General features: G+C 74.7%; 24 protein-coding genes. 16 read left to right on the forward strand and 8 right to left on the reverse strand.

The genetic code is table 11. From position 1 onward, the window contains the following. Positions 1-547 precede the first annotated feature (547 nt). From OG956_RS03665 to OG956_RS03675, 3 genes are all read left to right on the forward strand, one after another. Positions 548-1,372 (forward strand): alpha/beta fold hydrolase, encoded by an 825-nt coding sequence (locus tag OG956_RS03665; protein ID WP_330336464.1) that lies wholly within the window; start codon positions 548-550, stop codon positions 1,370-1,372. A gap of 323 nt (positions 1,373-1,695) precedes the next feature. Further along, positions 1,696-2,055, forward strand: a complete 360-nt coding sequence (locus OG956_RS03670) for a tetratricopeptide repeat protein (RefSeq protein ID WP_330336465.1) — start codon at positions 1,696-1,698, stop codon at positions 2,053-2,055. A 109-nt stretch (positions 2,056-2,164) separates the two neighbouring features. Then, on the forward strand, positions 2,165-2,809 hold the full coding sequence (locus OG956_RS03675) for a peptide deformylase (protein ID WP_330336466.1): 645 nt from the start codon (positions 2,165-2,167) through the stop codon (positions 2,807-2,809). 99 nt (positions 2,810-2,908) lie between these two features. Here the strand turns inward: OG956_RS03675 and OG956_RS03680 are convergent, their stop codons facing one another. Further along, positions 2,909-4,339, reverse strand: a complete 1,431-nt coding sequence (locus tag OG956_RS03680; protein WP_330336467.1) for a dihydrolipoyl dehydrogenase family protein — start codon at positions 4,337-4,339, stop codon at positions 2,909-2,911. A gap of 140 nt (positions 4,340-4,479) precedes the next feature. Here OG956_RS03680 and trxA point away from each other — a divergent pair, with 140 nt between their 5' ends. Next, positions 4,480-4,866, forward strand: a complete 387-nt coding sequence (gene trxA, locus OG956_RS03685; RefSeq protein ID WP_330336468.1) for a thioredoxin — start codon at positions 4,480-4,482, stop codon at positions 4,864-4,866. A 13-nt stretch (positions 4,867-4,879) separates the two neighbouring features. Here trxA and OG956_RS03690 read toward each other — a convergent pair whose 3' ends face one another. Then, positions 4,880-6,316 carry an aldehyde dehydrogenase family protein gene (locus OG956_RS03690; protein ID WP_330336469.1) on the reverse strand — a complete coding sequence of 479 codons (1,437 nt, stop codon included), beginning with the start codon at positions 6,314-6,316 and terminating at the stop codon, positions 4,880-4,882. A gap of 149 nt (positions 6,317-6,465) precedes the next feature. After that, positions 6,466-7,467 (reverse strand): LacI family DNA-binding transcriptional regulator, encoded by a 1,002-nt coding sequence (locus tag OG956_RS03695; protein ID WP_330336470.1) that lies wholly within the window; start codon positions 7,465-7,467, stop codon positions 6,466-6,468. 157 nt (positions 7,468-7,624) lie between these two features. Here OG956_RS03695 and OG956_RS03700 point away from each other — a divergent pair, with 157 nt between their 5' ends. Both OG956_RS03700 and OG956_RS03705 read left to right on the forward strand, forming a co-directional pair. After that, entirely contained in the window at positions 7,625-8,308 is a 684-nt protein-coding gene (locus tag OG956_RS03700) for a TetR/AcrR family transcriptional regulator (protein ID WP_330336471.1), read from the forward strand. Then, positions 8,305-9,447 (forward strand): FAD-dependent oxidoreductase, encoded by a 1,143-nt coding sequence (locus OG956_RS03705; protein ID WP_330336472.1) that lies wholly within the window; start codon positions 8,305-8,307, stop codon positions 9,445-9,447. Before OG956_RS03700 ends, OG956_RS03705 begins: the two co-directional genes overlap by 4 nt. Before the next feature lie 300 nt (positions 9,448-9,747). Here OG956_RS03705 and OG956_RS03710 read toward each other — a convergent pair whose 3' ends face one another. After that, positions 9,748-10,428, reverse strand: coding sequence for a TetR/AcrR family transcriptional regulator (locus OG956_RS03710; RefSeq protein ID WP_330336473.1), 681 nt, complete (start codon positions 10,426-10,428; stop codon positions 9,748-9,750). 102 nt (positions 10,429-10,530) lie between these two features. Here OG956_RS03710 and OG956_RS03715 point away from each other — a divergent pair, with 102 nt between their 5' ends. Further along, positions 10,531-11,094: an NAD(P)H-dependent oxidoreductase gene (locus OG956_RS03715; RefSeq protein ID WP_330336474.1), complete on the forward strand. Its 564-nt coding sequence runs from the start codon at positions 10,531-10,533 to the stop codon at positions 11,092-11,094. 98 nt (positions 11,095-11,192) lie between these two features. On the opposite strand, the gene OG956_RS03720 is transcribed toward OG956_RS03715, so the two are convergent. Beyond that, entirely contained in the window at positions 11,193-12,188 is a 996-nt protein-coding gene (locus OG956_RS03720; protein WP_330336475.1) for an ArsR/SmtB family transcription factor, read from the reverse strand. Positions 12,189-12,244: 56 nt separating this feature from the next. Here OG956_RS03720 and OG956_RS03725 point away from each other — a divergent pair, with 56 nt between their 5' ends. From OG956_RS03725 to OG956_RS03740, 4 genes are all read left to right on the forward strand, one after another. Then, positions 12,245-13,534, forward strand: coding sequence for an MFS transporter (locus tag OG956_RS03725; protein ID WP_330336476.1), 1,290 nt, complete (start codon positions 12,245-12,247; stop codon positions 13,532-13,534). A gap of 34 nt (positions 13,535-13,568) precedes the next feature. Continuing rightward, complete coding sequence (locus OG956_RS03730) at positions 13,569-14,990, forward strand: amidase (RefSeq protein WP_330336477.1); 1,422 nt, start codon at positions 13,569-13,571, stop codon at positions 14,988-14,990. A gap of 83 nt (positions 14,991-15,073) precedes the next feature. Continuing rightward, entirely contained in the window at positions 15,074-15,205 is a 132-nt protein-coding gene (locus OG956_RS03735; RefSeq protein ID WP_330336478.1) for a hypothetical protein, read from the forward strand. 146 nt (positions 15,206-15,351) lie between these two features. Beyond that, positions 15,352-15,798 (forward strand): type II toxin-antitoxin system PemK/MazF family toxin, encoded by a 447-nt coding sequence (locus OG956_RS03740; protein WP_330336479.1) that lies wholly within the window; start codon positions 15,352-15,354, stop codon positions 15,796-15,798. Here OG956_RS03740 and OG956_RS03745 read toward each other — a convergent pair. Then, positions 15,783-16,685 carry a TIGR02452 family protein gene (locus OG956_RS03745; protein WP_330336480.1) on the reverse strand — a complete coding sequence of 301 codons (903 nt, stop codon included), beginning with the start codon at positions 16,683-16,685 and terminating at the stop codon, positions 15,783-15,785. The two genes, OG956_RS03740 and OG956_RS03745, sit on opposite strands and share 16 nt — an antisense overlap. A gap of 277 nt (positions 16,686-16,962) precedes the next feature. On the opposite strand from OG956_RS03745, the gene egtA reads away from it, so the two are divergent. From egtA to egtD, 4 genes are read left to right on the forward strand one after another with little or no spacing between them, the layout of a single operon-like run. Next, positions 16,963-18,297, forward strand: a complete 1,335-nt coding sequence (egtA, locus tag OG956_RS03750; RefSeq protein ID WP_330336481.1) for an ergothioneine biosynthesis glutamate--cysteine ligase EgtA — start codon at positions 16,963-16,965, stop codon at positions 18,295-18,297. Then, positions 18,294-19,631 carry an ergothioneine biosynthesis protein EgtB gene (egtB, locus tag OG956_RS03755; RefSeq protein ID WP_330336482.1) on the forward strand — a complete coding sequence of 446 codons (1,338 nt, stop codon included), beginning with the start codon at positions 18,294-18,296 and terminating at the stop codon, positions 19,629-19,631. The genes egtA and egtB overlap by 4 nt, the downstream gene beginning before the upstream one ends. Next, entirely contained in the window at positions 19,631-20,446 is an 816-nt protein-coding gene (egtC, locus tag OG956_RS03760) for an ergothioneine biosynthesis protein EgtC (RefSeq protein WP_330336483.1), read from the forward strand. Before egtB ends, egtC begins: the two co-directional genes overlap by 1 nt. Further along, positions 20,443-21,402, forward strand: coding sequence for an L-histidine N(alpha)-methyltransferase (egtD, locus tag OG956_RS03765; RefSeq protein ID WP_330336484.1), 960 nt, complete (start codon positions 20,443-20,445; stop codon positions 21,400-21,402). Before egtC ends, egtD begins: the two co-directional genes overlap by 4 nt. Before the next feature lie 13 nt (positions 21,403-21,415). On the opposite strand, the gene OG956_RS03770 is transcribed toward egtD, so the two are convergent. Beyond that, on the reverse strand, positions 21,416-22,669 hold the full coding sequence (locus tag OG956_RS03770) for an extracellular solute-binding protein (protein ID WP_330336485.1): 1,254 nt from the start codon (positions 22,667-22,669) through the stop codon (positions 21,416-21,418). Positions 22,670-22,892: 223 nt separating this feature from the next. On the opposite strand from OG956_RS03770, the gene OG956_RS03775 reads away from it, so the two are divergent. Beyond that, positions 22,893-23,108: a dodecin gene (locus tag OG956_RS03775; protein ID WP_330336486.1), complete on the forward strand. Its 216-nt coding sequence runs from the start codon at positions 22,893-22,895 to the stop codon at positions 23,106-23,108. A gap of 13 nt (positions 23,109-23,121) precedes the next feature. On the opposite strand, the gene OG956_RS03780 is transcribed toward OG956_RS03775, so the two are convergent. Further along, positions 23,122-23,613 carry a phosphatase domain-containing protein gene (locus OG956_RS03780; protein WP_330336487.1) on the reverse strand — a complete coding sequence of 164 codons (492 nt, stop codon included), beginning with the start codon at positions 23,611-23,613 and terminating at the stop codon, positions 23,122-23,124. Position 23,614: the final 1 nt, after the last annotated feature.

Below are 23,614 nucleotides of genomic sequence, written 5' to 3' on the forward strand. Positions count from 1 at the left end.
TGCCACATATTCGATAGGGCAACCGCGTGCGCGGACAAGCCGGTTGAGTCACGTTTCCCCTGCGCCGGCACGGAGACAGGGGAGTCGCGGATCACCCGACCGGCCGTCCCCCGGACGCCGGGGAAGACGACGGGCTCGGCGGGGGCCGGGGAGCCGGGGGGCCGCGGACGGCGAGGCGGAAGGTGGTGGTGCTGCGGGCGCCGGACGGCGACGGCGTGGCCGGTTGCGGTGGAGGCGGCGGAGACGACAAGAAGCCGGACCATTCGGCCGGAAGGTGGCAGAGCCGACGCGGGCGGCGGGCTGCGGGCTGCGGGCGGGGCCGCGAGTCATGGGCGCCCGACGGCGAGAGGGCGAGCCTTGGGCGGCAGATGGCGGGCGATGGAGCTGCGGGCCAGGGACGGCAGACGGCAGGCGGAAGAGCTGCGGGGCCGGAGACGGCAGACGACAGAGCTGCGGGCCGCGGGCCACGGTCGCGGGAGTTGACCTTGACCCTGGGGGCAAGGTCTAGGCTGTCACGGCCCGCCGACCAGCCGATCATGGAGCCAGTGTGTCCAAGTCCAAGACCGTGACCCTGCGGGGCGCCACCCTCCACTACGACGATGCGGGACCGTCGAGCGGGCTGCCGGTCCTCCTGATCCACGGGCACCCCTTCGACCGCACCCTGTGGGCGCCCCAGGCCATGGCACTGGCCGAGGCCGGGTACCGGGCCATCACCCCCGACCTGCGCGGGTACGGCCGCAGCAGCGTCACCCCCGGCAAGGTCCTCCTCGCCGACTTCGCCGACGATCTCGCCGCGCTCCTCGACCATCTGGGCATCGAACGGGCGGTGGTCGGCGGCGTCTCGATGGGCGGTCAGATCAGCATGGAGTTCCAGCTCCGGCACCCGCACCGGGTGAGCGCCCTCGTCCTGTCGGACACCTCCGCCCCCGCCGAGACCGCGGAGGGCAAGGAGTTCCGCAACCGGCTGGCCGACCGGCTCCTCGCCGAGGGGATGGACGGCTACGCGGAGGAGGTGATCGACAAGATGCTGGCCTCGTACAACGTCGCCGCGATGCCCGACGTCGCCGCGCGCGTGCTGGGCATGATGCGGGCCACCGACCCGCGCGGCGCGGCGGCGGCCCTGCGGGGACGGGCCGAACGCCCCGACTACCGGGACACGTTGGCGGCCGTCACGGCGCCGGTGCTGATCGTCGTCGGAGCGGACGACGTCTTCACGCCGGTCGCGGACGCCGAGGCGATCCGCCGTCTCGTCCCGCACGCCACCCTCACCGTCGTGGAGAAGGCGGGACACCTGCCGGGCGCCGAGCAGCCCGAGTCCTTCGACACCGCCCTGCTGGACTTCCTCGCCGCACGGGTGGCCGCCGGCGCCTGAGCACGGCCGGCTCGCGCCTCGCGCACGGCCCGAACGGTGCGGGCAGCCGTCCCGCCGCGTGCCCACCCCGGCCGGCATCAGCGCCGGCCGGGGGCGAGGGATCCCGTCCGAGCCGCATTCAGCCGGAGACCGTTGGGGCGGGCCGGGGCGGCCGGGCACGGTTGTGGCGGGCCGGCGGGCCGGAGGGACCCACCCGGGGGACCGCCCGCCGGCCGGCGGAAGGGAACCACCATGCCGTCCCGCAAGCGGGCGGCGCCCCGGCAGCCCAGTTGGTGGAATATTCAACGAATGCGTTCGGTTGTGGCCGCCGAAGGAGGTCACGAGTGGAGACGCAACGGGAGACCGCGTACTACGACCACGGCACGCCGACGGAGCGCTGGGAGCGCGCGCGGCAGTTCTTCGACGCCAAGGACTACGCGGGCGCGGCGCGGGTGCTGACCGGGCTGGTCGAGGAGGTGCCGGAGCAGACCGGGCCGCGGCTGCTGCTGGCCCGCGCCTATTATCACTCGGCTCAACTGCGCCGGGCGGAAGTGGAGTTGCGGGTCATCGTCGAGCGTGACCCGGTGGAGCACTACGCGCGGCTGATGCTGGGCCGTACGCTCCAGCGGCAGGCCCGGCACGAGGAGGCGGAGCGGCATCTGCGCATCGCCTCGGCCCTTGCGGGCGACTTCCCGGAACGGTGAGCGCAGGCGCGGACGGGCCGCAGGTCCGACCGCGCCTTCACGCCGGGCCCGCTCGCGCGGACGCGGCGGCCGTGCCGGGGACGCCGTTCACGCATGGCATGCTGAGGCGATGGCAGCTCCCCGTGATCACGCACCGCTCGCCGAGCGGGTCGAGGAACTCCTCGCCGCCGGCGGGCCCTTGCCCATCGTCGCCGCCGGGCAGCCGGTGCTGCGGCGCCGGGCCGAGCCGTACGACGGCCAGCTCGGCCCCGCCCTGCTCGCCCGCTTCGTCGAGGCCCTGCGCGTCACCATGCACGCCGCGCCCGGCGTGGGCCTCGCCGCGCCGCAGGTCGGCGTGGGGCTGAGGATCGCGGTGATCGAGGATCCGGCGCCGGTGCCCGAGGAGGTCGCGGCGGCCCGGGGCCGGGTCCCGCAGCCGTTCCGGGTGCTGGTCAACCCGGTGTACGAGCCGGTCGGCACCGCGCGTGCCGCGTTTTTCGAGGGGTGTCTGAGCGTGCCGGGCTGGCAGGCGGTGGTGGCCCGGCACGCCGAGGTCCGGCTGCGCGGCGAGGACGAGCACGGCCGCGCGCTGGACGAGGTGTTCAGCGGCTGGCCCGCGCGGATCGTCCAGCACGAGACGGACCACCTGGACGGCACGCTGTACCTGGACCGGGCCGAACTGCGCTCCCTGTCCACGAACGAGGCGGTCGCCGCCCTGTGGAACCGGCCGACACCGGACGCGGCGGCCGAGGCACTCGGCTTCACCCTGCCCTAGCCGGCTTCGCACCGCCCTGGCTGCGCCGCCTCGCCTCGGCCCTCGTGGGTGAACCGCACCGGGAGGCCGGAGCCCGTCGGACGCACCCCGGCCTCGCCGTCAGTTGTCGCGGTAGGCCTCCAGCAGTCGCAGCCACACCTCGCTCAGGGTCGGGTACGACGGGACCGCGTGCCACAGGCGGCTGACGGGGACGCGGCCGGCGACGGCGACGGTGGCCGAGTGGATGAGTTCGCCGACGCCGGGGCCGACGAAGGTCACGCCGCGCAGGATCTCGTCCTCCAGGTCGACCACCATGCGGGCGCGGCCCTTGTAGCCGTCGCCGTACAGCCCGGCGCCCGCGACGGCGGAGAACTCGACGTCGACGGCGCGGACCCGGTGGCCGGCCTGCTCGGCCTCGGCGAGGGACAGGCCGACCGCGGCGGCCTCCGGGTCGGTGAAGACCACCTGCGGTACGGCGTGGTGGTCGGCGGTGGCCATGTGCGCGCCCCACGGCTCGTCCGGCACCGGGTCGCCGGCCGCGCGGGCGGCGATGGCGGCGCCGGCGACACGGGCCTGGTACTTGCCCTGATGGGTGAGCAGGGCACGGTGGTTGACGTCGCCGACCGCGTACAGCCAGTCGGTGCCGGTGACGCGGAGGGTGTCGTCGACGTCCAGCCAGGAACCGGGTTCCAGGCCGACGGTGTCGAGGCCGATGTCGTCGGTGTGCGGGACGCGGCCGGTGGCGAAGAGGATCTCGTCGGCCTCCAGCCGGTCGCCCGCGGAGGTGACGGCGACGACCGTGCCGTTCTCGCGGGTGACGGACTCCACGGAGGTGCCGGTGCGGATGTCGGCGCCCGCCTCTGTGAGGGCCGCGGCGACCAGTTCCCCGGCGAACGGCTCCATGCGGTTCAGCAGCCCCTTGCCGCGCACCAGCAGGGTCACCCGGGAGCCGAGGGCCTGCCAGGCGGTGGCCATCTCGGTGGCGACGACCCCTCCGCCGACGACGATGAGCCGGTCCGGGGCGGCCTTGGCACTGGTCGCCTCCCGGCTGGTCCACGGCTCGACCTCCGCGAGGCCGGGCAGGTCGGGCAGCTGGGCGCGGGTGCCGGTGGCGACGGCCACGGCGTGCCGCGCGGTGAGGGTGGTCACGGTGCCGTCGGGCGCGGTCACGGTGACCGTGCGGGGACCGGCGAGCCGGCCGTGGCCGCGGTACAGCTCGGCCCCGATGCCGTTCACCCAGGAGACCTGGCCGTCGTCCTTCCAGTGGGAGGTGTACTCGTCCCGTCGGGCGAGGACGGCCGGGGTGCCGAGCGGGCCCTGGACCGAGGGGGCGAGACCGGGCAGGCGGCGGGCGTCCGCCTGGGCGATCACCGGCCGGAGCAGCGCCTTGCTCGGCATGCACGCCCAGTAGGAGCACTCGCCGCCGACCAGTTCGCTCTCCACGATCGCGGTGGTGAGACCGGCCGCGCGGGTGCGGTCGGCGACGTTCTCCCCCACGGGCCCGGCCCCGAGCACCACGACGTCGTACGCGATGGATTCCGTTTCCGTCATGGGGTCAGTCTGGTGGGTGGTGTGCGCGACGGCCACATGGGTACGCGCGCCCGACGACAGACGTGCGCGTGTGGAATAGGCGGCCCGGCGGCCGTGTTTCCGCCGTCGGCACACCCCACACCAGGAAGAGGGACTCGGCCATGAGCAGCAGCACCGTGGAGCTGACCAAGGACAACTTCGACCAGACGGTCACCGACAACGACTTCGTGCTGATCGACTTCTGGGCCGAATGGTGCGGGCCGTGCCGCCAGTTCGCACCGGTGTACGAGAAGGCCGCGGAGGAGAACCCGGACCTCGTCTTCGGCAAGGTGGACACCGAGGCCCAGCCGGAGCTGGCGCAGGCCTTCGGCATCCAGTCGATCCCGACGCTGATGATCGTCCGCGACAAGGTCGCCGTCTACGCCCAGCCGGGCGCCCTGCCCGAGGCCGCGCTGACGGACCTCATCGGGCAGGCCCGGAACCTGGACATGGACGAGGTCCGCAAGAGCATCGCGACCCAGCAGGACCAGGGGGGCGCGGCCCGGTAGCCCCTGCGGGACCCTAGAACGGGTACGGCGCCACGTCGCCGCGTACGGTCGTCCAGCGCAGCTCGGTGAACGCCTCCAGGTTGGCCTCGCCGCCGAAGCGGGCGCCGGTGCCGGACGCGGCGACGCCGCCGAACGGGGCGACCGCCTCGTCGTTCACGGTCTGGTCGTTGACGTGGACGATGCCGGTCGGGATCCGTTCGGCGAGGTCGAGGGCGCGCGCGGTGTCCCGGCTGACGATGCCGAGGGACAGGCCGTAGGGGCTGTCCGCGGCGAGCGCCGCCGCCTCGTCGGCGGTGGTGAAGGAGCGGACCGGGGCGACCGGGCCGAAGACCTCCTCGGTGTAGGCCGGGGTGTGCTCGCCGGTGTCGGCGAGCACGGTCGGCCGGTAGAAGAGCCGTTCATGGGTGCCGCCCGCGACGAGTTTCGCGCCCCGGGCGGTGCTCTCCCGGACCAGGCCGTCGATCTTGGCGAGCTGTCCGGCGTCGATGACCGGGCCGAGGTGGACCTGCTCGCGGTGCGGGTCGCCGACGGCCAGCGAGTCCGCCTTGGCGGCGAGCCGTTCGACGTACTCGTCGTACAGCGAGGCATGGACGAGATGGCGGCCGGTCGTCATGCAGATCTGGCCCTGGTGGAAGAAGGATCCCCAGGCCGCCGTGGAGATCACGGCGTCGAGGTCGGCGTCCTCCAGCACGATCAGGGCCGAGTTCCCGCCGAGTTCCAGATGGGCGCGCTTGAGGTGGCGGCCGGCCGCCTCGCCGACGGCGCGGCCCGCCGCGGTGGACCCGGTGAAGGAGATGACGGGCACCAGCGGGTCCTCGACCAGCGCGGCACCCGTCTCGGCGCCGCCGGGCAGCACCTGCAGCAGGTCCTCGGGCAGTCCCGCCGCCGCGAAGACCGCGGCGAGGGCGAGGCCGCCGCAGACGACGGTGCGCGGATCGGGCTTGAGGACGACGGCGTTGCCGAGCGCGAGGGCCGGCGCGACGGACCGGATGGACAGGATGAGCGGCGCGTTGAACGGGGAGATCACACCCACCACCCCGGCCGGCACCCGGCGGGTGTACGACAGCCGGGGCGCCTCGCTCGGCAGCACCTGGCCGGTGGGGCGGGAGGCGAGGGCGGCGGCCTCGTAGCACTCCTGGGCGGCCACGTGCAGTTCGAAGTCCGCCTTGCCCGGGACGGATCCGGACTCGCGCACGAGCCACTCGCGCAGCTCACCGGCGTGTTCGCGGAACAGGTCCCCCGCCCGGCGCAGCACCTCCGCACGCTGGAAGTGCGGGGTGCGGGCCCAGCCGGCCTGGGCGGCACGGGCGGCTCGCGCGGCGCCGGCCACGTCCTCGGGAGCGGCGAGAGCGACGGTGCCGAGCGCCTCCCCGGTGGCGGGCTCGGTGACGGTGTGGGCGGGTCCGGCCAGGCTGCGGGCCTGCCAGGCCTTCGGGTCGAGCAGCGGCATACGGCTCTCCGATCGGTCGCCGGGCGGTACGGAACGGCTCCCCCGACCCTATTTGGTTGAGCACAAAACCAACAGTGGTGCCGAACCCGCTTCCACCGGAGGGGTACCCCGCTCACGCCGGACACCCTCCCCCGGCGCACACCAGGCCCTCAGGTGGACTCGCGCGGCACCACCGAGGCGCCCAGGACCGGGTGCGTCTCCGGTTCGGCGCCGGGGTCGCGGACCGCCCGGTCGACCAGTTCGGCGAGGTCGCGGCCCGAGGGCAGTGCGATGTGCACCGTGCTCAGGCGGGGCCGCAGCAGCCGGCCGAGCATCAGGTCGTCGGCGCCGATCACCGCCACGTCCTCGGGGATGCGCAGGCCCTCGTCCTGCAGGGCGCGCATCAGCAGCATCGCGTACTCGTCGTTGTAGGCGAACACCGCGTCCAGCCCCGACTCCCGCCACCGCCCGGCGAGTTGCGCCGCGGACTCCTCCGTGTACGCGAGCGGCAGCTCGGTCACCGAGGCGTCCGTGCCGCGCAGCGCCTGGCGCACACCGGCGAGCCGGGGCCGCGAGTAGGCCTGGAGACCCGGTTCTTCGGGCACCACGACACCGATGCGGCGCCGGCCGCGCGCGTACAGATGGGCGCCCGCGCACTGGCCGACGGCGTCGTGGTCCATCAGCAGGGCGTGCGCGCCGTCGACCCGGCCAGGACCGAGGGTGACCACGGCCCGGGCGCCGGAGCGCTTGAGGACGCCGACGCCCTGCGGCCCGAGGTCCGCGCCGGGCACGAGAACGGCGACGGGGCGCAACTCCGCCCAGGCGCGGGCGGCTTCGTCGCCCCGCAGGCCGACGCTGCCGTACTGCACGACGGTGTAGTCGAGCCGGCCGAGCGCCCACTGCAGTTCGTTGAGGAACGCACTGTAGAGCGGGCCGGCCGGGATCGCCGGGGCGGGCATGAGGACCATTCGGCTGTGTCCGGCGCGCAGGCTGCGGGCGGCGGCGTGCGGGACGTACCCCAGCTCCCGCGCGGCCTCGCGCACACGCCGGCGCGTCGGTTCGCTGATCCGTACGGCGCTGGTGTTGTTCAGCACGTAGGACACGGTCGCGCGCGAGACGCCCGCCAGGCGGGCCACGTCGGCACTCGTGGGCGGGTTCGGTATCTGCACCATGACAGACCGCATCTTGGCAGAGCGGCGGGGAGCGGGCCGCGGCGGGGCGACGTGGTTCACCGTTCGACCAGCTCGGGGGCTTCGGCGCGCGGATGCGCTCGACGAACACGTTCGTCACGAACTTGTTCGCAACGAACATGTTCGGTACGGTGGGTTCGTGACCGCTTCTCCCCGCTCCCGGCGCGAACGTCCCGCCAAGCCCGCCCTGACCCGCGAGGGCATCGTCGCGGCCGCCGTGGCGATCCTGCGCGCGGAAGGACTGCGCAAGGTGACCATGCGGCGGCTGGCACAGGAACTGGACACCGGTCCGGCCTCGCTGTACGTCTACGTCCGCAGCACCGACGAGCTGCACGCCGCCGTCCTCGACGAGCTGCTCGGCACCGTCGGCCCCGCCCCCGCCGAGGGTGACTGGCGGGAGCGGCTGGAGAAGGTGCTCGTCGCCTACACCGCGATGCTGCTGGAGCATCCGAGCCTTGCCCGCTCCGCGCTGACCGCACGGCCCAGCGGGCCGAACTACCTGCGCCTCATCGAGACCCTGCTGGACCTCCTCCACGCGGGCGGAGTGCCGCGCGCACAGGCGGCCTGGGGCGTGGACCTGCTGCTGCAGCACGCCACCGCGACCGCCGCCGAACACGCCGGGGAGGAGTCCACCGGCGACTGGCAGGCGCTGACCCGCGCCCTGCACGAGGCCCCGTCCGACACCCATCCGCACATCGCCGCGAGCGCCGGCGTTCTGCTCTCCGGCACCCCCGAGGCCCGCCTGTCGTGGGCCTTCCAGACCTTGATCACCGGCATCGAGCGCACCGCCGTACCCGACCGACCCGACCGGGAGAACCCATGACCACCAGCCACCACCACCCGATAACCGTCGTCGGCGCCGGGCTCGGCGCGCTGGCGCTCGCCCGTGTCCTGCACGTGCACGGCATCGAGGCCGCCCTGTTCGACCTGGACCCCTCGCCGGGCGCCCGGACCCAGGGCGGCATGCTGGACATCCACGACGACTCCGGTCAGGAGGCCCTGCGCGCCGCCGGACTGCACGAGCAGTTCCTCGAGCGCGTCCACCCCGGCGGCCAGGCCGTGCGGGTCCTGGACCGGCACGCGGCCGTGCGGCTCGCCGAGGAGGACGACGGCTCCGGCGGCCGGCCCGAGATCGACCGCGGCGACCTGCGCGAGCTGCTGCTCGGCTCGCTGCCGGAGGGCACGGTCCGCTGGGGCGCCAAGGTCACCGGCGCGCGCCCGCTGGGCGGCGGCCGGCACGAGGTGACGCTCGCGGACGGCACGGCCTTCACCACCGGCCTGCTGGTCGGCGCGGACGGCGCCTGGTCCCGGATCCGCCCGCTGCTCGCCACCGCCCGGCCGGCGTACACGGGCGTGTCCTTCGTCGAGGCGGACCTGCTGGACGCGGACCGGCGCCATCCGGCGAGCGCGGCGGTCGTCGGCGGCGGGATGCTCTTCGCGCTGGGCGCGGGCCGGGGCTTTCTCGCGCACCGCGAGACCGACGGCAGCCTGCATGTGTACGCGGCCGTCGAGGCGCCGGAGGACTGGCTGGACGGCATCGACTTCGGCGACACCGAGACGGCGAAGGCGGCGGTGCTGAAGGAGTTCGACGGCTGGGACGAGAGCCTGCGGGCCCTGGTCGCCGACGCCGACGGGGCGCTGGTGCCCCGGCGGATCCACGCCCTGCCGGTCGGCCACCGCTGGGACCGGGTGCCGGGCGTCACGCTGCTCGGGGACGCGGCCCATCTGATGTCGCCGTTCGCGGGCGAGGGCGCCAATCTGGCCCTGCTCGACGGCGCCGAGCTGGGGCTCGCCCTGGCCGTCCACCCCGGGGACACGGAGGCCGCGCTGACCGCCTACGAGGAGCGGATGTTCGCGCGTGCGCAGGCCTCCGCGGCTCAGTCGGCGCACAGCGCCGGGCTGCTGTTCCGCGCGGACGCCCCGCAGGGACTGCTCGACATGTTCACGGGCCACGACGGCTGACGGGCCCGGCGGAACGCCCGGGCGCCGACGGCCGGAGCGCCCCGGTGCGCCCACGCGGACCCCAGCGCCGCGCACACCGGGGCGATGGCGCCCGGCCAGCGCTCCGCTGAAGCAGCGGGACGGCCGTCTCTCACGGCACCCACCGGGGCGATTACGGCCGGCCGGTGCTCGACCGAGACAGCCGGACGACCGATCCTCACGGCACCCACCAGGGCGATGGCGCCCGGCCGGTGCTCGGGCGAGGAAGCCATGCGGCGGTCTCTGCCCGCTCCCGGCGCAGCCGGTGCCGGTCGGGGGTGCTCAGCGCGGGGGGTCCGTGCGGGTCACGCGGGCGACCAGGTCGATCCAGCCGGCCTCCAGCCGCCGCATGGGCATGCCGCACTGCCTGGTCTGGTGGTGGATCAGCGCTGGGTCGAGGGAGTTCAGCAGGGTCTGCGCGAGCAGTTCGCAGTCGGCGTCCGGCACGATCTGCCGCAGCAGCATCGTGACGTGCGTGCGCAGTGCGGTGACCGCGGGGTGGGAGAACCGGCGGGTCGGTTCCGTCTGCGCGGCCAGCTGCAGGTCGAGCCGCTCGACCGAGCGGTACAGCACCGCGACGCCGAACGCCCTGAGCCGGTCCAGGGGCGGCGCCCCGGGCCCGAGCGGCGGCGGCCCGGACAGGAAGTCGGCCTGCAGCTTGCGGTCCGAGTGGTCCAGCAGGGCCATCAGCAGTCCCGTGCGGTCGCCGAACCGGCGGAACACCGTCCCCTTGCCCACCTGGGCCGCCGCCGCCACCGCCTCCATGGTGACCCCGGCCACGCCGTGCTCGGCGATCAGCCGGGCGGCGGCCTCCAGCAGCCTGGCCCGGTTGCGCGCCGCGTCGGCCCGCAGGCACGGCTCCTCGGGCCCCGCGCCCACCTCGAGCAACTGAGGGGCGTCAAGGGGCTCCTGAGGTGGCGGAAAGGGGGGCAGGGCGCTGGACATGAAGACAGCGTAAAGCATCGGGAACAAAACTGGACCGCGGTCCGGTTAGAGTGATACAAACTTAACCGGACCCCGGTCCGGATCGTATACGGCGACGTTTCAGCACCCCTGGAGACCCCCATGTCTGTTCGCATCCTCGCGCTCGTCGGCAGCCTCCGCGCCGGCTCCCACAACCGCCAGCTCGCCGAGGCGGCCGTCAAGCTCGCTCCCGAGGGCGCCGACGTCGTGCTGTTCGAGGGCCTGGCCGACATCCCCTTCTACAACGAGGACATCGACGTCGAGGGCAGCGTCCCGGCCGCCGCCGCCAAGCTGCGCGAGGCCGCCCAGGCCGCCGACGCCTTCCTGCTGTTCTCCCCCGAGTACAACGGCACCATCCCGGCCGTCCTGAAGAACGCCATCGACTGGCTGTCCCGTCCGTACGGCGCCGGCGCCTTCGGCGGCAAGCCCGTCGCCGTCATCGGCACCGCGTTCGGCCAGTACGGCGGCGTGTGGGCGCAGGACGAGGCCCGCAAGGCCGTCGGCATCGCCGGCGGCAAGGTGATCGAGGACATCAAGCTGTCCATCCCGGGCTCGATGACCCGCTTCGCCGAGACCCACCCGGCCGACGACGCGGAGGTCGCCGCCCAGCTGACCGAGGTCGTCGCGCGTCTGCACGGCAACGTGGGCGAGGCCGCGGCCGCCTGAGCCGTACCCGCCACGAAAGGGGCCGGATCCGTCCGGCCCCTTTGCGCGTGCCCGGCGTCAAAGGCGCGCTGCCCGGCGTCAAAGGCGCGTCCCCGGCGTCAAGGGCGCACGGGCGGCCCGCCCGACACCAGCGTCTCGGCCAGCGCGCTGCGCCGGTACAGCACCCTGCGGCCGTCGCGGGCGCGGGTCACCAGCCCCGTGCCGTACAGGACCCGCAGGTGCTGGGAGACGGCGCTCGGGGTCACGCCCAGCCGGCGGGCCAGTTCCACCGTGGGCAGGGGTTCCGCGAGCAGCCGCAGCAGGGTGGTCCGCGGCGCGCCGAGCAGGGCGGTGAGCGCGGAGGCGTCGGGGGCGGGTTCCGGTTCCCACAGGGTCGCGGTGCCCCGGCCCGGATAGGCGAGCATGGGCGGCGCGTCGGCGCTGACCGGAGGCGCCGGCTTGTGCGCGAACACCGAGGGGACCAGCCGCAGCCCCCGCCCGGCGCCGTCGACCGCGTGCCGGCCGATCATCTTGTCGATGGTCAGGACGCCGTCCCGCCAGCCGAGGTTGGGGTGCAGCCCGGCGAACAGCGACCGCGCGCCACCGGTGGCCAGCTGTCCCGCACGGTGGGTGATGTCCGCCTCCAGCACGAGCCGGATCCGCGGCCAGTACGGCAGCAGGGCCGTGCGCCAGTAGCGGTGCAGCAACGCGCAGAGGGCGTCGAGGAGTTCGAGGACGGGGCCGTCACCGGGCGCGCCGGCCTGCCGCAGTGCGGCGGGGAGCGGGCGCGGGGCGTGCGCGGCGCGCAGGTCGAGCCGTACGACATCAGGGGGCGTGGCCCGTACGACGGCCAGTTCCTCCTCCAGCGTCGCCGTGTACGCGGTGGGCCGGGGCGTCAGGAAGTCGGGCAGGGCGAGCGTGGGGCCGACCAGGGCGGACAGCAGGGGCAGGTCGGCCGGGTCGAGAGCGGCGAGCACCGTACGGCGCCAGCCGCGGTGCAGGGGGTGCAGGGCCGGGGCGCGCAGCACGCGCAGGCTCTCCATCAGCTGGCTCAGCGGGGAGACCGCGAACCGGGTGTCGGCGAGGTCGTCGGCCCCGAGCCGGAAGCTGATCATTCAGCCCCCGCCTACATCGTTCGCCAACCGCCCGCGCGGGGCGTGGACTTCGGCACATGACGGATCGGCACACGGATCACCACACCGCGCAGCGTACTCCGCGGCTCGTCGCCCTGCTGGCCCTGGCCTGCGGGGTCGCGGTCGGCAACGTGTACTTCCCGCAGGCAGTGGCCCCGCTCGTGGCCACGGGCCTCGGCGTCTCCTCCGGCGCGGCGGCCGCGGTGGTGACGGCGACCCAGTTCGGTTACGCGGCGGGCGTCTTCCTGCTCGTCCCCCTCGGCGACCGGCTGCCGCCGCGCCGCCTGCTGGCCACCCTGCTCACCGTGACCGGCGCCGCCCTCGGCGCCGCCGCCGCCTCGCCCGCGCTGCCCCCGCTGCTGGCCGCGAGCGTGCTGGCCGGGGCGAGCACGGTGATCGCCCCGCTGGCCGGCCCGCTGGCGGCCGGGCTCGTCCCGGCCGAGCGGCGCGGCGCGGTCGGCGGCACGCTGCTGAGCGGGGCCCTCGCGGGCATGCTGCTCTCCCGCACGGCCGGCGGCGCCCTCGGCGACCGGCTGGGCTGGCGGGCGCCGTACGCGCTGGCGGCCCTGCTCACCCTGGCGGTGGCGCTGCTCCTGGCGCGGGCCCTGCCGGCGGGCGCACCGCCGTCCCGGCAGCGCTACCCGCGCCTGGTGTCCGAGCCCGTCCGCCTGCTCTGCGCCGAACCGGCCCTGCGCCGCTCCTCGTGGTACCAGGCGACGGTGTTCGCCGGGTTCTCCGCCGTGTGGACCGGGGTGGCGCTGCTGCTGACGGGCCCGGTGTACGGGTTCGGCGCGGACGCGGTCGGGCTGCTCGCGCTGGTCAACGCGGTGACCATGCTCGTCACCCCGGTCGCGGGCCGGCTCGTGGACCGGCACGGCGCCGACGCGGTGAACCTGGTCTGCTTCCTGACGGTCCTCGCCTCCGCGGCCGTGCTCCTGCCCGGTGCCCTCGGCCGCGCCCCCGGCCTGCTGTCGCTGGTGACGGGCACGCTGCTGCTGGACGTCGGCATGCAGTCCGGCATGGTCGCCAACCAGGTGCGCGTCTACGCCCTCGCCGCGGACGCCCGCAGCCGCCTGAACACGGCCTACATGACCTGCGCCTACCTGGGCGGCAGCCTGGGCTCCTGGCTCGGCGCCCGCGCCTACGGGTGGTGCGGCTGGCCGGGGGTGTGCGCTCTGCTCGCGCTGCTGACCGGGCTGGGGCTGGTGCGGCACCTCGGTGCGCGGGCCGGTGCGCGGACCGCGGGGCGCGCCGCCTGTGCACCTTCGTCCACAGCAATCCGGCCGAACCCCGTACGCGCGCCCGAATCCGACGTTACCGTTCGGTAGGACATCGCTCCGCAGGCTCCCGGAGGCCGCGCCCATGACGTACGACCGTTCCGCCGGTCTCGTGGAGACCCGCCGTGCGCTCGCCGCCGGGGAGGTGACCTCCCGTGCGCTGGTGGAACGGGCGCTGGCCCGGATCGAGGCGACGCAGGCGACGCTGAACGCGTTCCGGATCGTACGGGCCGAGGCCGCGCTCGCCGAGGCGGACGCCGCCGACCGGGAGCTGGCCGCCGGGACGCGGCGCCCGCTGCTCGGCGTGCCGGTCGCGGTGAAGGACGACATGGACGTGGCCGGGGAACCGACCGCGTTCGGCTGCGCGGGCGTCTTCCCCGCGGCCGCCGAGGACGGGGAGGCAGTGCGGCGGCTGCGCGCGGCCGGCGCCGTGATCGTCGGCAAGACGAACACCTGCGAGCTGGGGCAGTGGCCGTTCACCGAGGGACCGGCGTTCGGGAACACCCGCAATCCCTGGCACACCGGGCACACGCCGGGCGGTTCGTCCGGGGGCTCGGCCGCGGCCGTGGCGGCCGGACTCGTGCCCGCGGCGCTCGGCTCCGACGGCGCCGGATCGGTGCGCATCCCGGCCGCGTGGACCGGGCTGATCGGCATCAAGCCCCAGCGCGGCCGGATCTCCACCTGGCCGCGCGGCGAGTCCTTCCAGGGCATCACGGTCAACGGCACCCTCGCCCGGACGGTCGCCGACGCGGCGCTGCTGCTGGACGCGGCGAGCGGCAACCACGCACGCGATCCGCACCGGCCGCCCGCGCTGACGGTGGCGGACGCGGTGGGCCGCGATCCGGGCCGGCTGCGGATCGCCCTGTCCCTGAAGCCGCCGTTCACCGCCGTACGGGCCCGGCCGCACCCGGAGATCCTCGCCCGGGTCACCGAACTGGCCGAGGAACTGGCGCGGTTGGGGCACGAGGTGGAGGAGGCCGATCCGCCCTACGGGCAGATCGGGCTGACGTTCGTGCCGCGGGCCACCGCGGGGATCGCCGAGTGGGTCCGGGACGTGCCCGACCCGGCGCTGCTCGACCGGCGGACCCGGGACGCGGCCCGGCTCGGCCGGCTGCTCGGCGGGGCCCCGCTGCGCGCGGCCCGGCGCGCGGAGGCGGTGCTGCACCGGCGGATCGGCCGCTTCTTCGCCTCGTACGACGTGATCCTCGCGCCCACGACGGCCGCTCCCCCGCCCCGGATCGGCGCCCTGTACCGGCTGCGCGGGCCGGCCACGGACCGCGCGATGATCGCCGCCTGTCCGTACGCCTGGCCGTGGAACGTGCTGGGCTGGCCGGGCGTGAACGTGCCGGCCGGGTTCGTCGGCGATGGTCTGCCCGTGGGCGCCCAGCTCCTCGGACCCGCCCACAGCGAACCGCTGCTGGTGTCCGTCGCCGCCCAGTTGGAGTCGGAGCTGCGCTGGCACGAGCGGTGGCCGCCGGAGTCCGCGCGCACCACGCGGGCCGCCTGACCGGCCGGCGCCGGGTTCACGGCGCGCCCGGAGCCGGTGCGTGCAGCGCCGTCACACCGTGAGCGGTGGCGCGCCGTCACACCGTGAGCAGGGCGATGCCCAGGGCGGTCAGTGCCGCGACCCGCAGCATCAGCGCGGGCGCTGCGGGACTGACCTATGTGACCGTCCATCAGCGCCGCCCGGGCCTGCAGATCGGCACCCACCCCGGCGCCTGACGGACGGTGCCGGTACGCACCGCCACCTGGCCGACGGCGCCGGTACGCACCGTCCCTGACGGCCACGCCGTCACGCCCGCGCCGGACCAATCCATCCACGGCAGGCGGGCCTTGCCCGTCACGCGTCACCCATTAGGGTGCCCCCCGTGACCACGTTTACCGATGAGAACGTCCCCGGCCGGTACGGCCCGCACGCGACCACCGAGGCCGACCCGCGCCGGGTCGGCCGGGTGCGCACCGAGTACTCCCCCGCCCACGACGGCGACCCGGACCCCGGCGAGATCGTGTGGACCTGGGTGCCGTTCGAGGAGAACGACGGCCGGGGCAAGGACCGTCCGGTGCTGGTCGTCGCCCGGGAGGCGGCCGGCACGTTCCTCGCCGTACAGCTGTCCAGCAAGCGGCACGACGGGGACCGGGAGTGGGTGGCCATCGGCAGCGGGCCGTGGGACCGGTCGGGCCGGGACTCCTGGGTGGACGTGGACCGCGTCCTGCGGCTGCACGAGGAGGGCATGCGCCGGGAGGCGTGCGCGCTGGACCGGATGCGGTTCAACCTCGTCCGGCAGCGGCTGCACGAGCGCTACGGCTGGACCTGACCGGCGTACGGCGCGCCCGCCGTGCGACCCCGCGCCTCCGGGAACGCGCGGGCGAACGCCTCCCGCACCACCGCTCCCGGTGTCCGGTCCAGCACCCCGAACACCACGTGCCCGAAGGCCCCGGCGAACCGGCCGCCGGGGCCGAGCAGCGCCCGGAACGCGCCCGCGACCTGTGCCGGGTCGTTCCGGAACACCCCGCAGCCCCAGGCGCCGAGCACCAGCCGGCCGTAGCCGTGGGCGGCGGCCGTCTCCAGCACCCGCTCGGCCCGCGCCGCGAGGGCGCCGGGCAGGCCGGCGACGCGCTCCGGTGCGGAGCGCCGTACGACGCCCGCGTTCGGGGCGGCGGCGGTGAGGAAGCCGGCGAGGTACGGCTCGGCCAGCAGCCGGCCCCGGTCGTCGCGGAAGACGGGGACGGCCGGTGAGTGGATCACCCGGTCGGTGTAGAACGGGTCGCGGTGGGCGCGGTGGTGGTCGTAGAAGGCACGGGCCGTCAGCAGGCAGGTGTGCAGCGCGGAGGCGCGGCAAAGGGCCTCCTCCTGGGCCTGGGCGCCGTTGAGATAGCCGCCGCCGGGATTGCGGGCCGAGGCGAAGTTCAGCACGGCGACCGGCGCGCCGGACAGCCGGCGGGCGGCCTCCAGGCTGCTCTCCCCGGTGACCTCGAAGACGGTCCCGGCGGCGGACCCTGCACAGGCTCCGGCGAACGCCCCGGCGCCGGATCCACCCGTTTGCCGTAGCGGCACCGGTTCCGGGCCGAAGATCCGGGTGCCGGTCCGTGCGGCCTCGGTCCACGCGGCCAGGGACACCCACCGGCCGTCCGGCGCGCGATAGCCGCCCGCCGCCACGATCTCCTCTGTCTCGGCCGCGACAGCACGCAGGCGCGCGCTCATGGCGCCACCCCCGTGGGCGCCATGGGCGCGGCCCGCGCGATCTCCCCCGTCGTGCTCATGCACGCATCCTGAGTGATGCTGGTGATGCGGTGCAACGGAGTTTCCCGCCCCCGGAACGACCGGAGAACGCCTACGGAAAGAGAGATGACCGAACCCGAACGTCCGGACGGGCACCCTTGTGCCGAGCGGCTCGAGGGTCTTGGGTGGAACGCGCGCCTGCCCGGCCCCACGTACGAACCGGGCCGGCGACATGGTGGAATCTCAGGAGGATCCCTACATGTCCGATTCACAGAGTGACGGTGGCGACTGTACGCACCACCGGAGCGCCGTCACCGAGGCCGAGGTGGAGGCCCTGGTCAGGGGCATCTGCTTCAAGACAGGACCACCGCGCGCGCTCGGTGTCGAACTGGAGTGGCTGGTCCACGAGCTGCGGATGCCGCAGCTCCCCGTGACACCCGAACGACTCGCGGCGGCGTACGCGGCGCTGCGGGCGGTGCCCCTGCGCTCGCCGCTCACCGTCGAACCCGGCGGCCAGCTGGAGCTGAGCTCGCCGCCCGCCGCCTCCCTGATGGAGTGCGTCGCCACCGTCTCCGCCGACCTGGACGCCGTACGCGCCGTCCTCGCGGAGCACGGACTCGGTCTGGTCGGCATCGGCCACGACCCCTGGCACACCCCGCGCAGGTTCCTGCGCGAGCCCCGCTACGACGCCATGGAGACCTGCCTGGACCGCACCGGTCCCGCGGGCCGGCACATGATGTGCGCCTCGGCCTCCGTGCAGGTGTGCGTGGACGCCGGCCACGAGGAGCCGGGCCCGCTCGGGCACCGGCGCCGCTGGTGGCTGGCCCATCAGCTGGGGGCGGTGCTGGTCGCCGCGTTCGCCAACTCCCCGCTGCTCGGCCACGAGCCCACGGGCTGGATGTCCACCCGGCAGCTGATGTGGATGGAGATCGGCGCCGGCCGTGCGGGTGCTCCCCCGCTGGACGGCGACCCGCGAGCCGCCTGGGCGCGGCACGTGCTGGACTCGCCGGTCATGTGCGTACGGCAGGACAGCGGGCCGTGGGAGGTGCCCGAGGGGCTCACCTTCCGGGAGTGGACCCGTTCCCGCTCGCCCCGGCCGCCCACCCGGGCGGACCTGGACTACCACCTGACCACCCTGTTCCCGCCGGTCCGGCCGCGCGGCCACCTGGAGCTGCGGATGATCGACGCGCAGCCCGGCGACGACGGCTGGATCGTGCCGCTCGCGGTGACGGCGGCGCTGTTCGACGACCCGGCGGCCGCGGAGACGGCGTACCGGAGCGTGAAACGCCTCGCGGAGCGGGCCCTGAACCTGCCCGCCCCGCACAACCCGCTGTGGACCGACGCGGCCCGGCTCGGTCTGGCCGACCCGGAGCTGCGCGAGACCGCCGCCGTGTGCTTCGCGGCGGCGCTGGACGCCCTGCCCCGGCTCGGCGCCACCGCCGAGGTGACCGGCGCGGTGGCCGCGTACCGGGACCGCTATGTCGCGCGGGGCCGCTGCCCGGCCGACGATCTGCTCGACGGGACGGCCGGCCGGAGGACCCCCGGGAACCGGCCCGGCCGCACCGCCCACGGGAGGAAGGACATCCGCACATGACCGGCCCCGAGACCGACACCGCGACGACCGAGGCGGACAGCGAGACGCTGCGCGAACGGGTGCTGGCCTCCCTGACCGCCGCCCGTGACCGCACCACGCTGCTGACCACCTGCGTCGAGGAACCCGACCTGACCGCACAGCACTCGCCGCTGATGTCCCCGCTGGTGTGGGACCTCGCGCACATCGGCAACCAGGAGGAGCTGTGGCTGCTGCGGACGGTCGGCGGCCGTGACCCCATGCGGCCCGAGATCGACACCCTGTACGACGCGTTCGAGCACCCGCGCGCCGAGCGGCCCTCGCTGCCGCTGCTGCCGCCCGGCGAGGCCCGGCACTACGCCGCCGAGGTGCGCGGCCGGGTCATGGACCTGCTGGAGAAGGCGGACTTCCACGGCACCCGGCTGACCGAGGCCGGATTCGCGTTCGGGATGATCGCCCAGCACGAACAGCAGCACGACGAGACGATGCTGATCACCCATCAGCTCCGCAAGGGCCCGCAGGCCCTGACCGCACCGGACCCGGCACCGGCCCCGCTGTTCACCGGTCCGGCCGAAGTCCTGGTGCCCGGCGGCCCGTTCACCATGGGCACCGCCACCGAGCCGTGGGCGCTGGACAACGAACGCCCGGCGCACGTCCGGGAGGTGGCCCCGTTCTGGATCGACACCACGCCGGTGACGAACGGGGCGTACCAGGCGTTCATCGAGGACGGCGGCTACGACACCGAGCGCTGGTGGACGCCGGAGGGCTGGGCGCACATCAAGCAGCACGCGATCACCGCGCCGCTGTTCTGGCGGCGGGACGGCGACCGCTGGCTGCGGCGCCGCTTCGGGATCACCGAGGCGGTCCCGCCGGACGAGCCGGTGCTGCACGTGTGCTGGTACGAGGCCGACGCCTACGCCCGCTGGGCCGGGCGCCGGCTGCCCACCGAGGCGGAGTGGGAGAAGGCCGCCCGGCACGACCCGGCCACCGGCCGCTCCATGCGCTACCCGTGGGGCGACGCCGACCCGGCGCCGGAGCACGCCAACCTGGGCCAGCGGCACCTCAGGCCGGCGCCCGCCGGCAGCTACCCCGCCGGCGAGTCCCCGCTCGGCGTACGGCAGTTGATCGGGGACGTGTGGGAGTGGACGGCGAGCGACTTCCTGCCGTACCCGGGCTTCCGGGCCTTCCCGTACAAGGAGTACTCGGAGGTGTTCTTCGGGCCCGAGTACAAGGTGCTGCGCGGCGGCTCGTTCGCCGTGGACCCGGTGGCCTGCCGGGGCACGTTCCGCAACTGGGACTACCCGATCCGGCGGCAGATCTTCTCCGGGTTCCGCACCGCCCGCTCGGAGGCCGTCTGATGTGCCGTCACCTGGCATACCTGGGGCCCGAGGTGCCACTCGGGCAGGTCCTGACCGAGCCAGAGCACAGCCTGCTGCGCCAGTCGTGGGCGCCCCGGCGGCAGCGCTACGGCACCGTCAACGCCGACGGGTTCGGGGTCGGCTGGTACGCCCCCGACGACCCGGTCCCGGCCCGCTACCGGCGGGCCGGGCCGATCTGGGCGGACCTGTCCTTCGCCGACCTGGCCCGGGTGGTGCGCTCCGGCGCCGTGCTGGCCGCCGTACGGGACGCGACGCTCGCGGGCGCGGACGCCGAGGCCGCCGCGGCGCCCTTCGCCTCGGGCCGGTGGCTGTTCAGCCACAACGGCGCCCTCGCGGGCTGGCCGGACTCGGTGGCCCCGCTGGTGTCCCTGCTGCCTCCGGTCGACCTGCTGTCGCTGCAGGCCCGCACCGACTCGGCGTTCGTCTGGGCCCTGGTGCTGCACCGGCTGCGCCGCGGCGACGACCTCGGGGAAGCCCTCGGCGAAACGGTTCGCCAACTGGCCGGGGCCGCCCCGGCCTCACGGCTCAACCTGCTGCTGACGGACGGCGCGACGATCGCCGCCACCGCCTGGGGCGACACGCTCTGGTACCGCACGGAGCCCGGCCGGAGCACGGTCGTCGCCTCCGAGCCCTACGACGACGACCCGCTCTGGCAGGAGGTCCCCGACCGCACCGTCCTCACCGCGAGCCGCGCCGGCGTGCTGCTCGCACCGCTGGAGGATCCGGCGTCCTCCCCCACTCTCGACTCCGCTCGAGCGGTGACGCCCCCATCATCGAAGGAGCCCTGTACGTGAGCCCCCTGCACGTCACCCGCACACTCCCCGAGGACGCGACGGACGCCGCACTGCGCGCCGACGTCCTGGCCGGCCTCACCGCCCAGCCCAAGTGGCTGCCGCCCAAGTGGTTCTACGACGCCCGCGGCAGCGAGCTGTTCGAGCAGATCACCGAGCTGCCCGAGTACTACCCCACCCGCGCCGAGCGGGAGATCCTCGCCGGCCGGTCCGGCGAGATCGCCGCGGCGAGCGGCGCCCGCACGCTGATCGAACTCGGCTCGGGCTCCTCGGAGAAGACCCGCTTCCTCCTCGACGCGCTCGCGCCCGCGGCGTACGTCCCGGTCGACGTCAGCGAGAGCGCCCTCACCCAGGCCGGCAAGGCGCTCGTCGCGGAACGCCCGGACCTGGAGGTGCACGCGCTGATCGCCGACTTCACCGCCCCGCTGGCCCTGCCCGCGACCCCCGGACCCCGGCTGCTGGCCTTCCTCGGCGGCACGATCGGCAACCTGCTGCCCGCCGAACGCGCCGGGTTCCTCGCCTCCGTCCGGTCGCTGCTCGCACCCGGCGACGGGCTGCTGCTCGGCACGGACCTGGTCAAGGACGCGCGGGTGCTGGTCAGGGCATACGACGACGCGGCCGGGGTGACGGCGGAGTTCAACAAGAACGTGCTGGCCGTGATCGACCGGGAGCTGGGCGCCGACTTCGATCCGGACGCCTTCGACCATGTGGCCCTCTGGGACGCCGAGCGCGAGTGGATCGAGATGCGGCTGCGCTCCCGCATCGCGCAGACCGTGAAGGTGCCCGCGCTGGATCTGGCCGTGGACTTCGCGGCCGGCGAGGAACTGCGCACCGAGGTGTCGGCGAAGTTCCGCAAGGAGGGCGTGTCCGCGGAACTGTCCGTCGCTGGGCTCGAGTTGACCCACTGGTGGACGGACGCGCAGGGGCGCTTCGCGCTGTCGCTGAGCGTGGTGCGGTGACCCGGACGCCGGCTCAGACGTCCGGCGCGAGTTCCCCGGTGATCTTCGCGGAGGCCCGGCGGGCCTCTGTCGCCGGGTCCGCGCCCTGGAGCACCCGGGTCATGTACTCCTTGATCGGGTTGTCGGCCTCGACGTCGGCCCACTGAGGGGTGCTGGGGGTCGCCCGGCCCTGAGCCGCGCCCGCGGCCATGGCGGCGACCCCCTCCTCTCCCGCGACCGCGCCCGCCAGCGTGGTCTTGTTGGGCACGTAGTTCATGGTGCGGGCGAGTTCGGTGTCCCACTTGGCGCCGACGAGGGCTCCGACGACGGCGGTCGCGGCGAACTGGTCCTTGGTGGCGGCCGGGACGACGAGGTCGGAGCCGCCGGTGAACACGGTGCCGGGCCGTGCGGCGGTCTTGCCCGGCACCGGGAAGTAGCCGAGCCTGCCCTTCAGGTCCGGGTTCTGCCGCACGATCGTCTGGGCGAGCCCGGGGACGGCGATGATCTGGGCCACCTTGCCGGCCGCGAACACCCCGGCCTGGGGCGGGTGTTCCTCGTCGGCCCCGACCGGGCCCCGGCCCAGCGCCTGCAGCCGCCGGTAGAAGTCCATGCCGCGCAGCGCGGCCGGGCTGTCGAGGGCGCCCTGCCACCGGTGGTCCTCGCGCCGCGCGAGGTCGCCGCCCTCGTCCCAGATGAACCCCGACAGGGTGTACCAGTCCTGACCGGCGAGGTAGATGCCCTGGTCGCCGCCCGAGTTCAGCTTCCCGGTGTCGGCGAGCCACTCTTCGCGGGTCCGTGGCGGGCGGGTGATGCCGGCCCGCTCGAACAGGTCCTTTCGGTAGATGACGACGCGGTTGGCCGCGTACCAGGGGATGCCGTACTGCCCGTCGGCGTCCCTGCCGGGGCCGGCGAGGGCGGGCAGCCACGTGTCCTTGCCCCAGTCGCGCATCGACTCCAGGGTGAGGTCGGCGAGCTTGCCGCCGTCGGCGTACAGCGGCACCTGGGTGTTGCCGACCTCGATGACGTCGGGCGCGTGGCCGGAGCGGTCCTCGAGCACGGCGCGGACCTTGTCGACGATGCCGGTCCACTGCTGGATGCGGATGTCCAGGCGCAGGTCCTTGTGGGTGCGTTCGAAGTCGGCGGTGAAGCGCCTGAGGAAGTCCGCGGAGGCGCTGTCCTTCATGAGCCACACGGTCACGGTCTTCCGCTCGTGCCCGCCGGGGAGCATCCCGCAGGCGCTCAGGAGGGAACAGGCGACACACACCAGGGCGATCAGACGACGTCTCACGAGGGGTCCGTCCTTGTTCTGTCTGGCAGGCGAGTGCGGACAGGCGTGGGGGCCCGACGTGGGGGACGAGCGGCGCCGCTCGTACGGGTGTGCTGGATTTTGGTATGGACCAATGCGGAGGGTCAAGGGGGCCGAGGGCTACCCGCGTAGGCGCCGGACACCGTGCGGGCGGGCCGGGGATGGGGCACGGTGGAGTACGGCGTGACACGAGAGGAGCACCCTCATGACGAACCACACCTACCGGGTCACCGAGATCGTCGGCACGTCGCACGAGGGCATCGACCAGGCCATCCGCAACGGCATCGCGCGCGCCGACCAGACCCTGCGCAACCTCGACTGGTTCGAGGTGACGGAGGTTCGCGGGCAGATCGAGAACGGGCGGATCGAGCACTACCAGGTGGGGCTGAAGGTGGGCTTCCGCATCGAGGACGCGGACTGACCGCCTCCCGGCGTCAGGTGCGGCCCTCTCGCTCCTGAGCCTCCTGAAGCGCCGCGGACTTCGCGGCCCAGCGGGCACGTACGACGGTGAACCCGGCGCGCTCGGCGTCGTCGCAGACCATCTCGTCGTCGTCCACGAGGACACGGATCTCGCGGTCCTCGGCGAGCCGGCGCAGGATCTCCAGCTTGGTGAACCGGGCGGGCCTGCGGTCGGCGTTGCTCCGCATGTACACGCGTCCCTCGGGCAGCCCATGGGCCGCGAGCCAGTCCAGTGTGTCGCGCCGCCACCGCTCGGGGCGGCCGGTGAGATACACCACCTCGCACTCCCGGGCGCTGTCCAGGGCCAGCGCGACGCCCTCGGCGAGGGGCGGATCCGCGGGCGCCGCCGCGAAGAAGGCGGCCCAGTTCTTCGGCCTCGACTCCAGGAAGTGCTGCCGGTGGGCGGTGTCGGCCAGGGTGTTGTCGAGGTCGAACACGGCGAGCGGACGCCGGGTGCTGTCGGTCACC

The organism is Streptomyces sp. NBC_00557, from assembly GCF_036345995.1.
Taxonomy (GTDB): Bacteria; Actinomycetota; Actinomycetes; order Streptomycetales; family Streptomycetaceae; genus Streptomyces.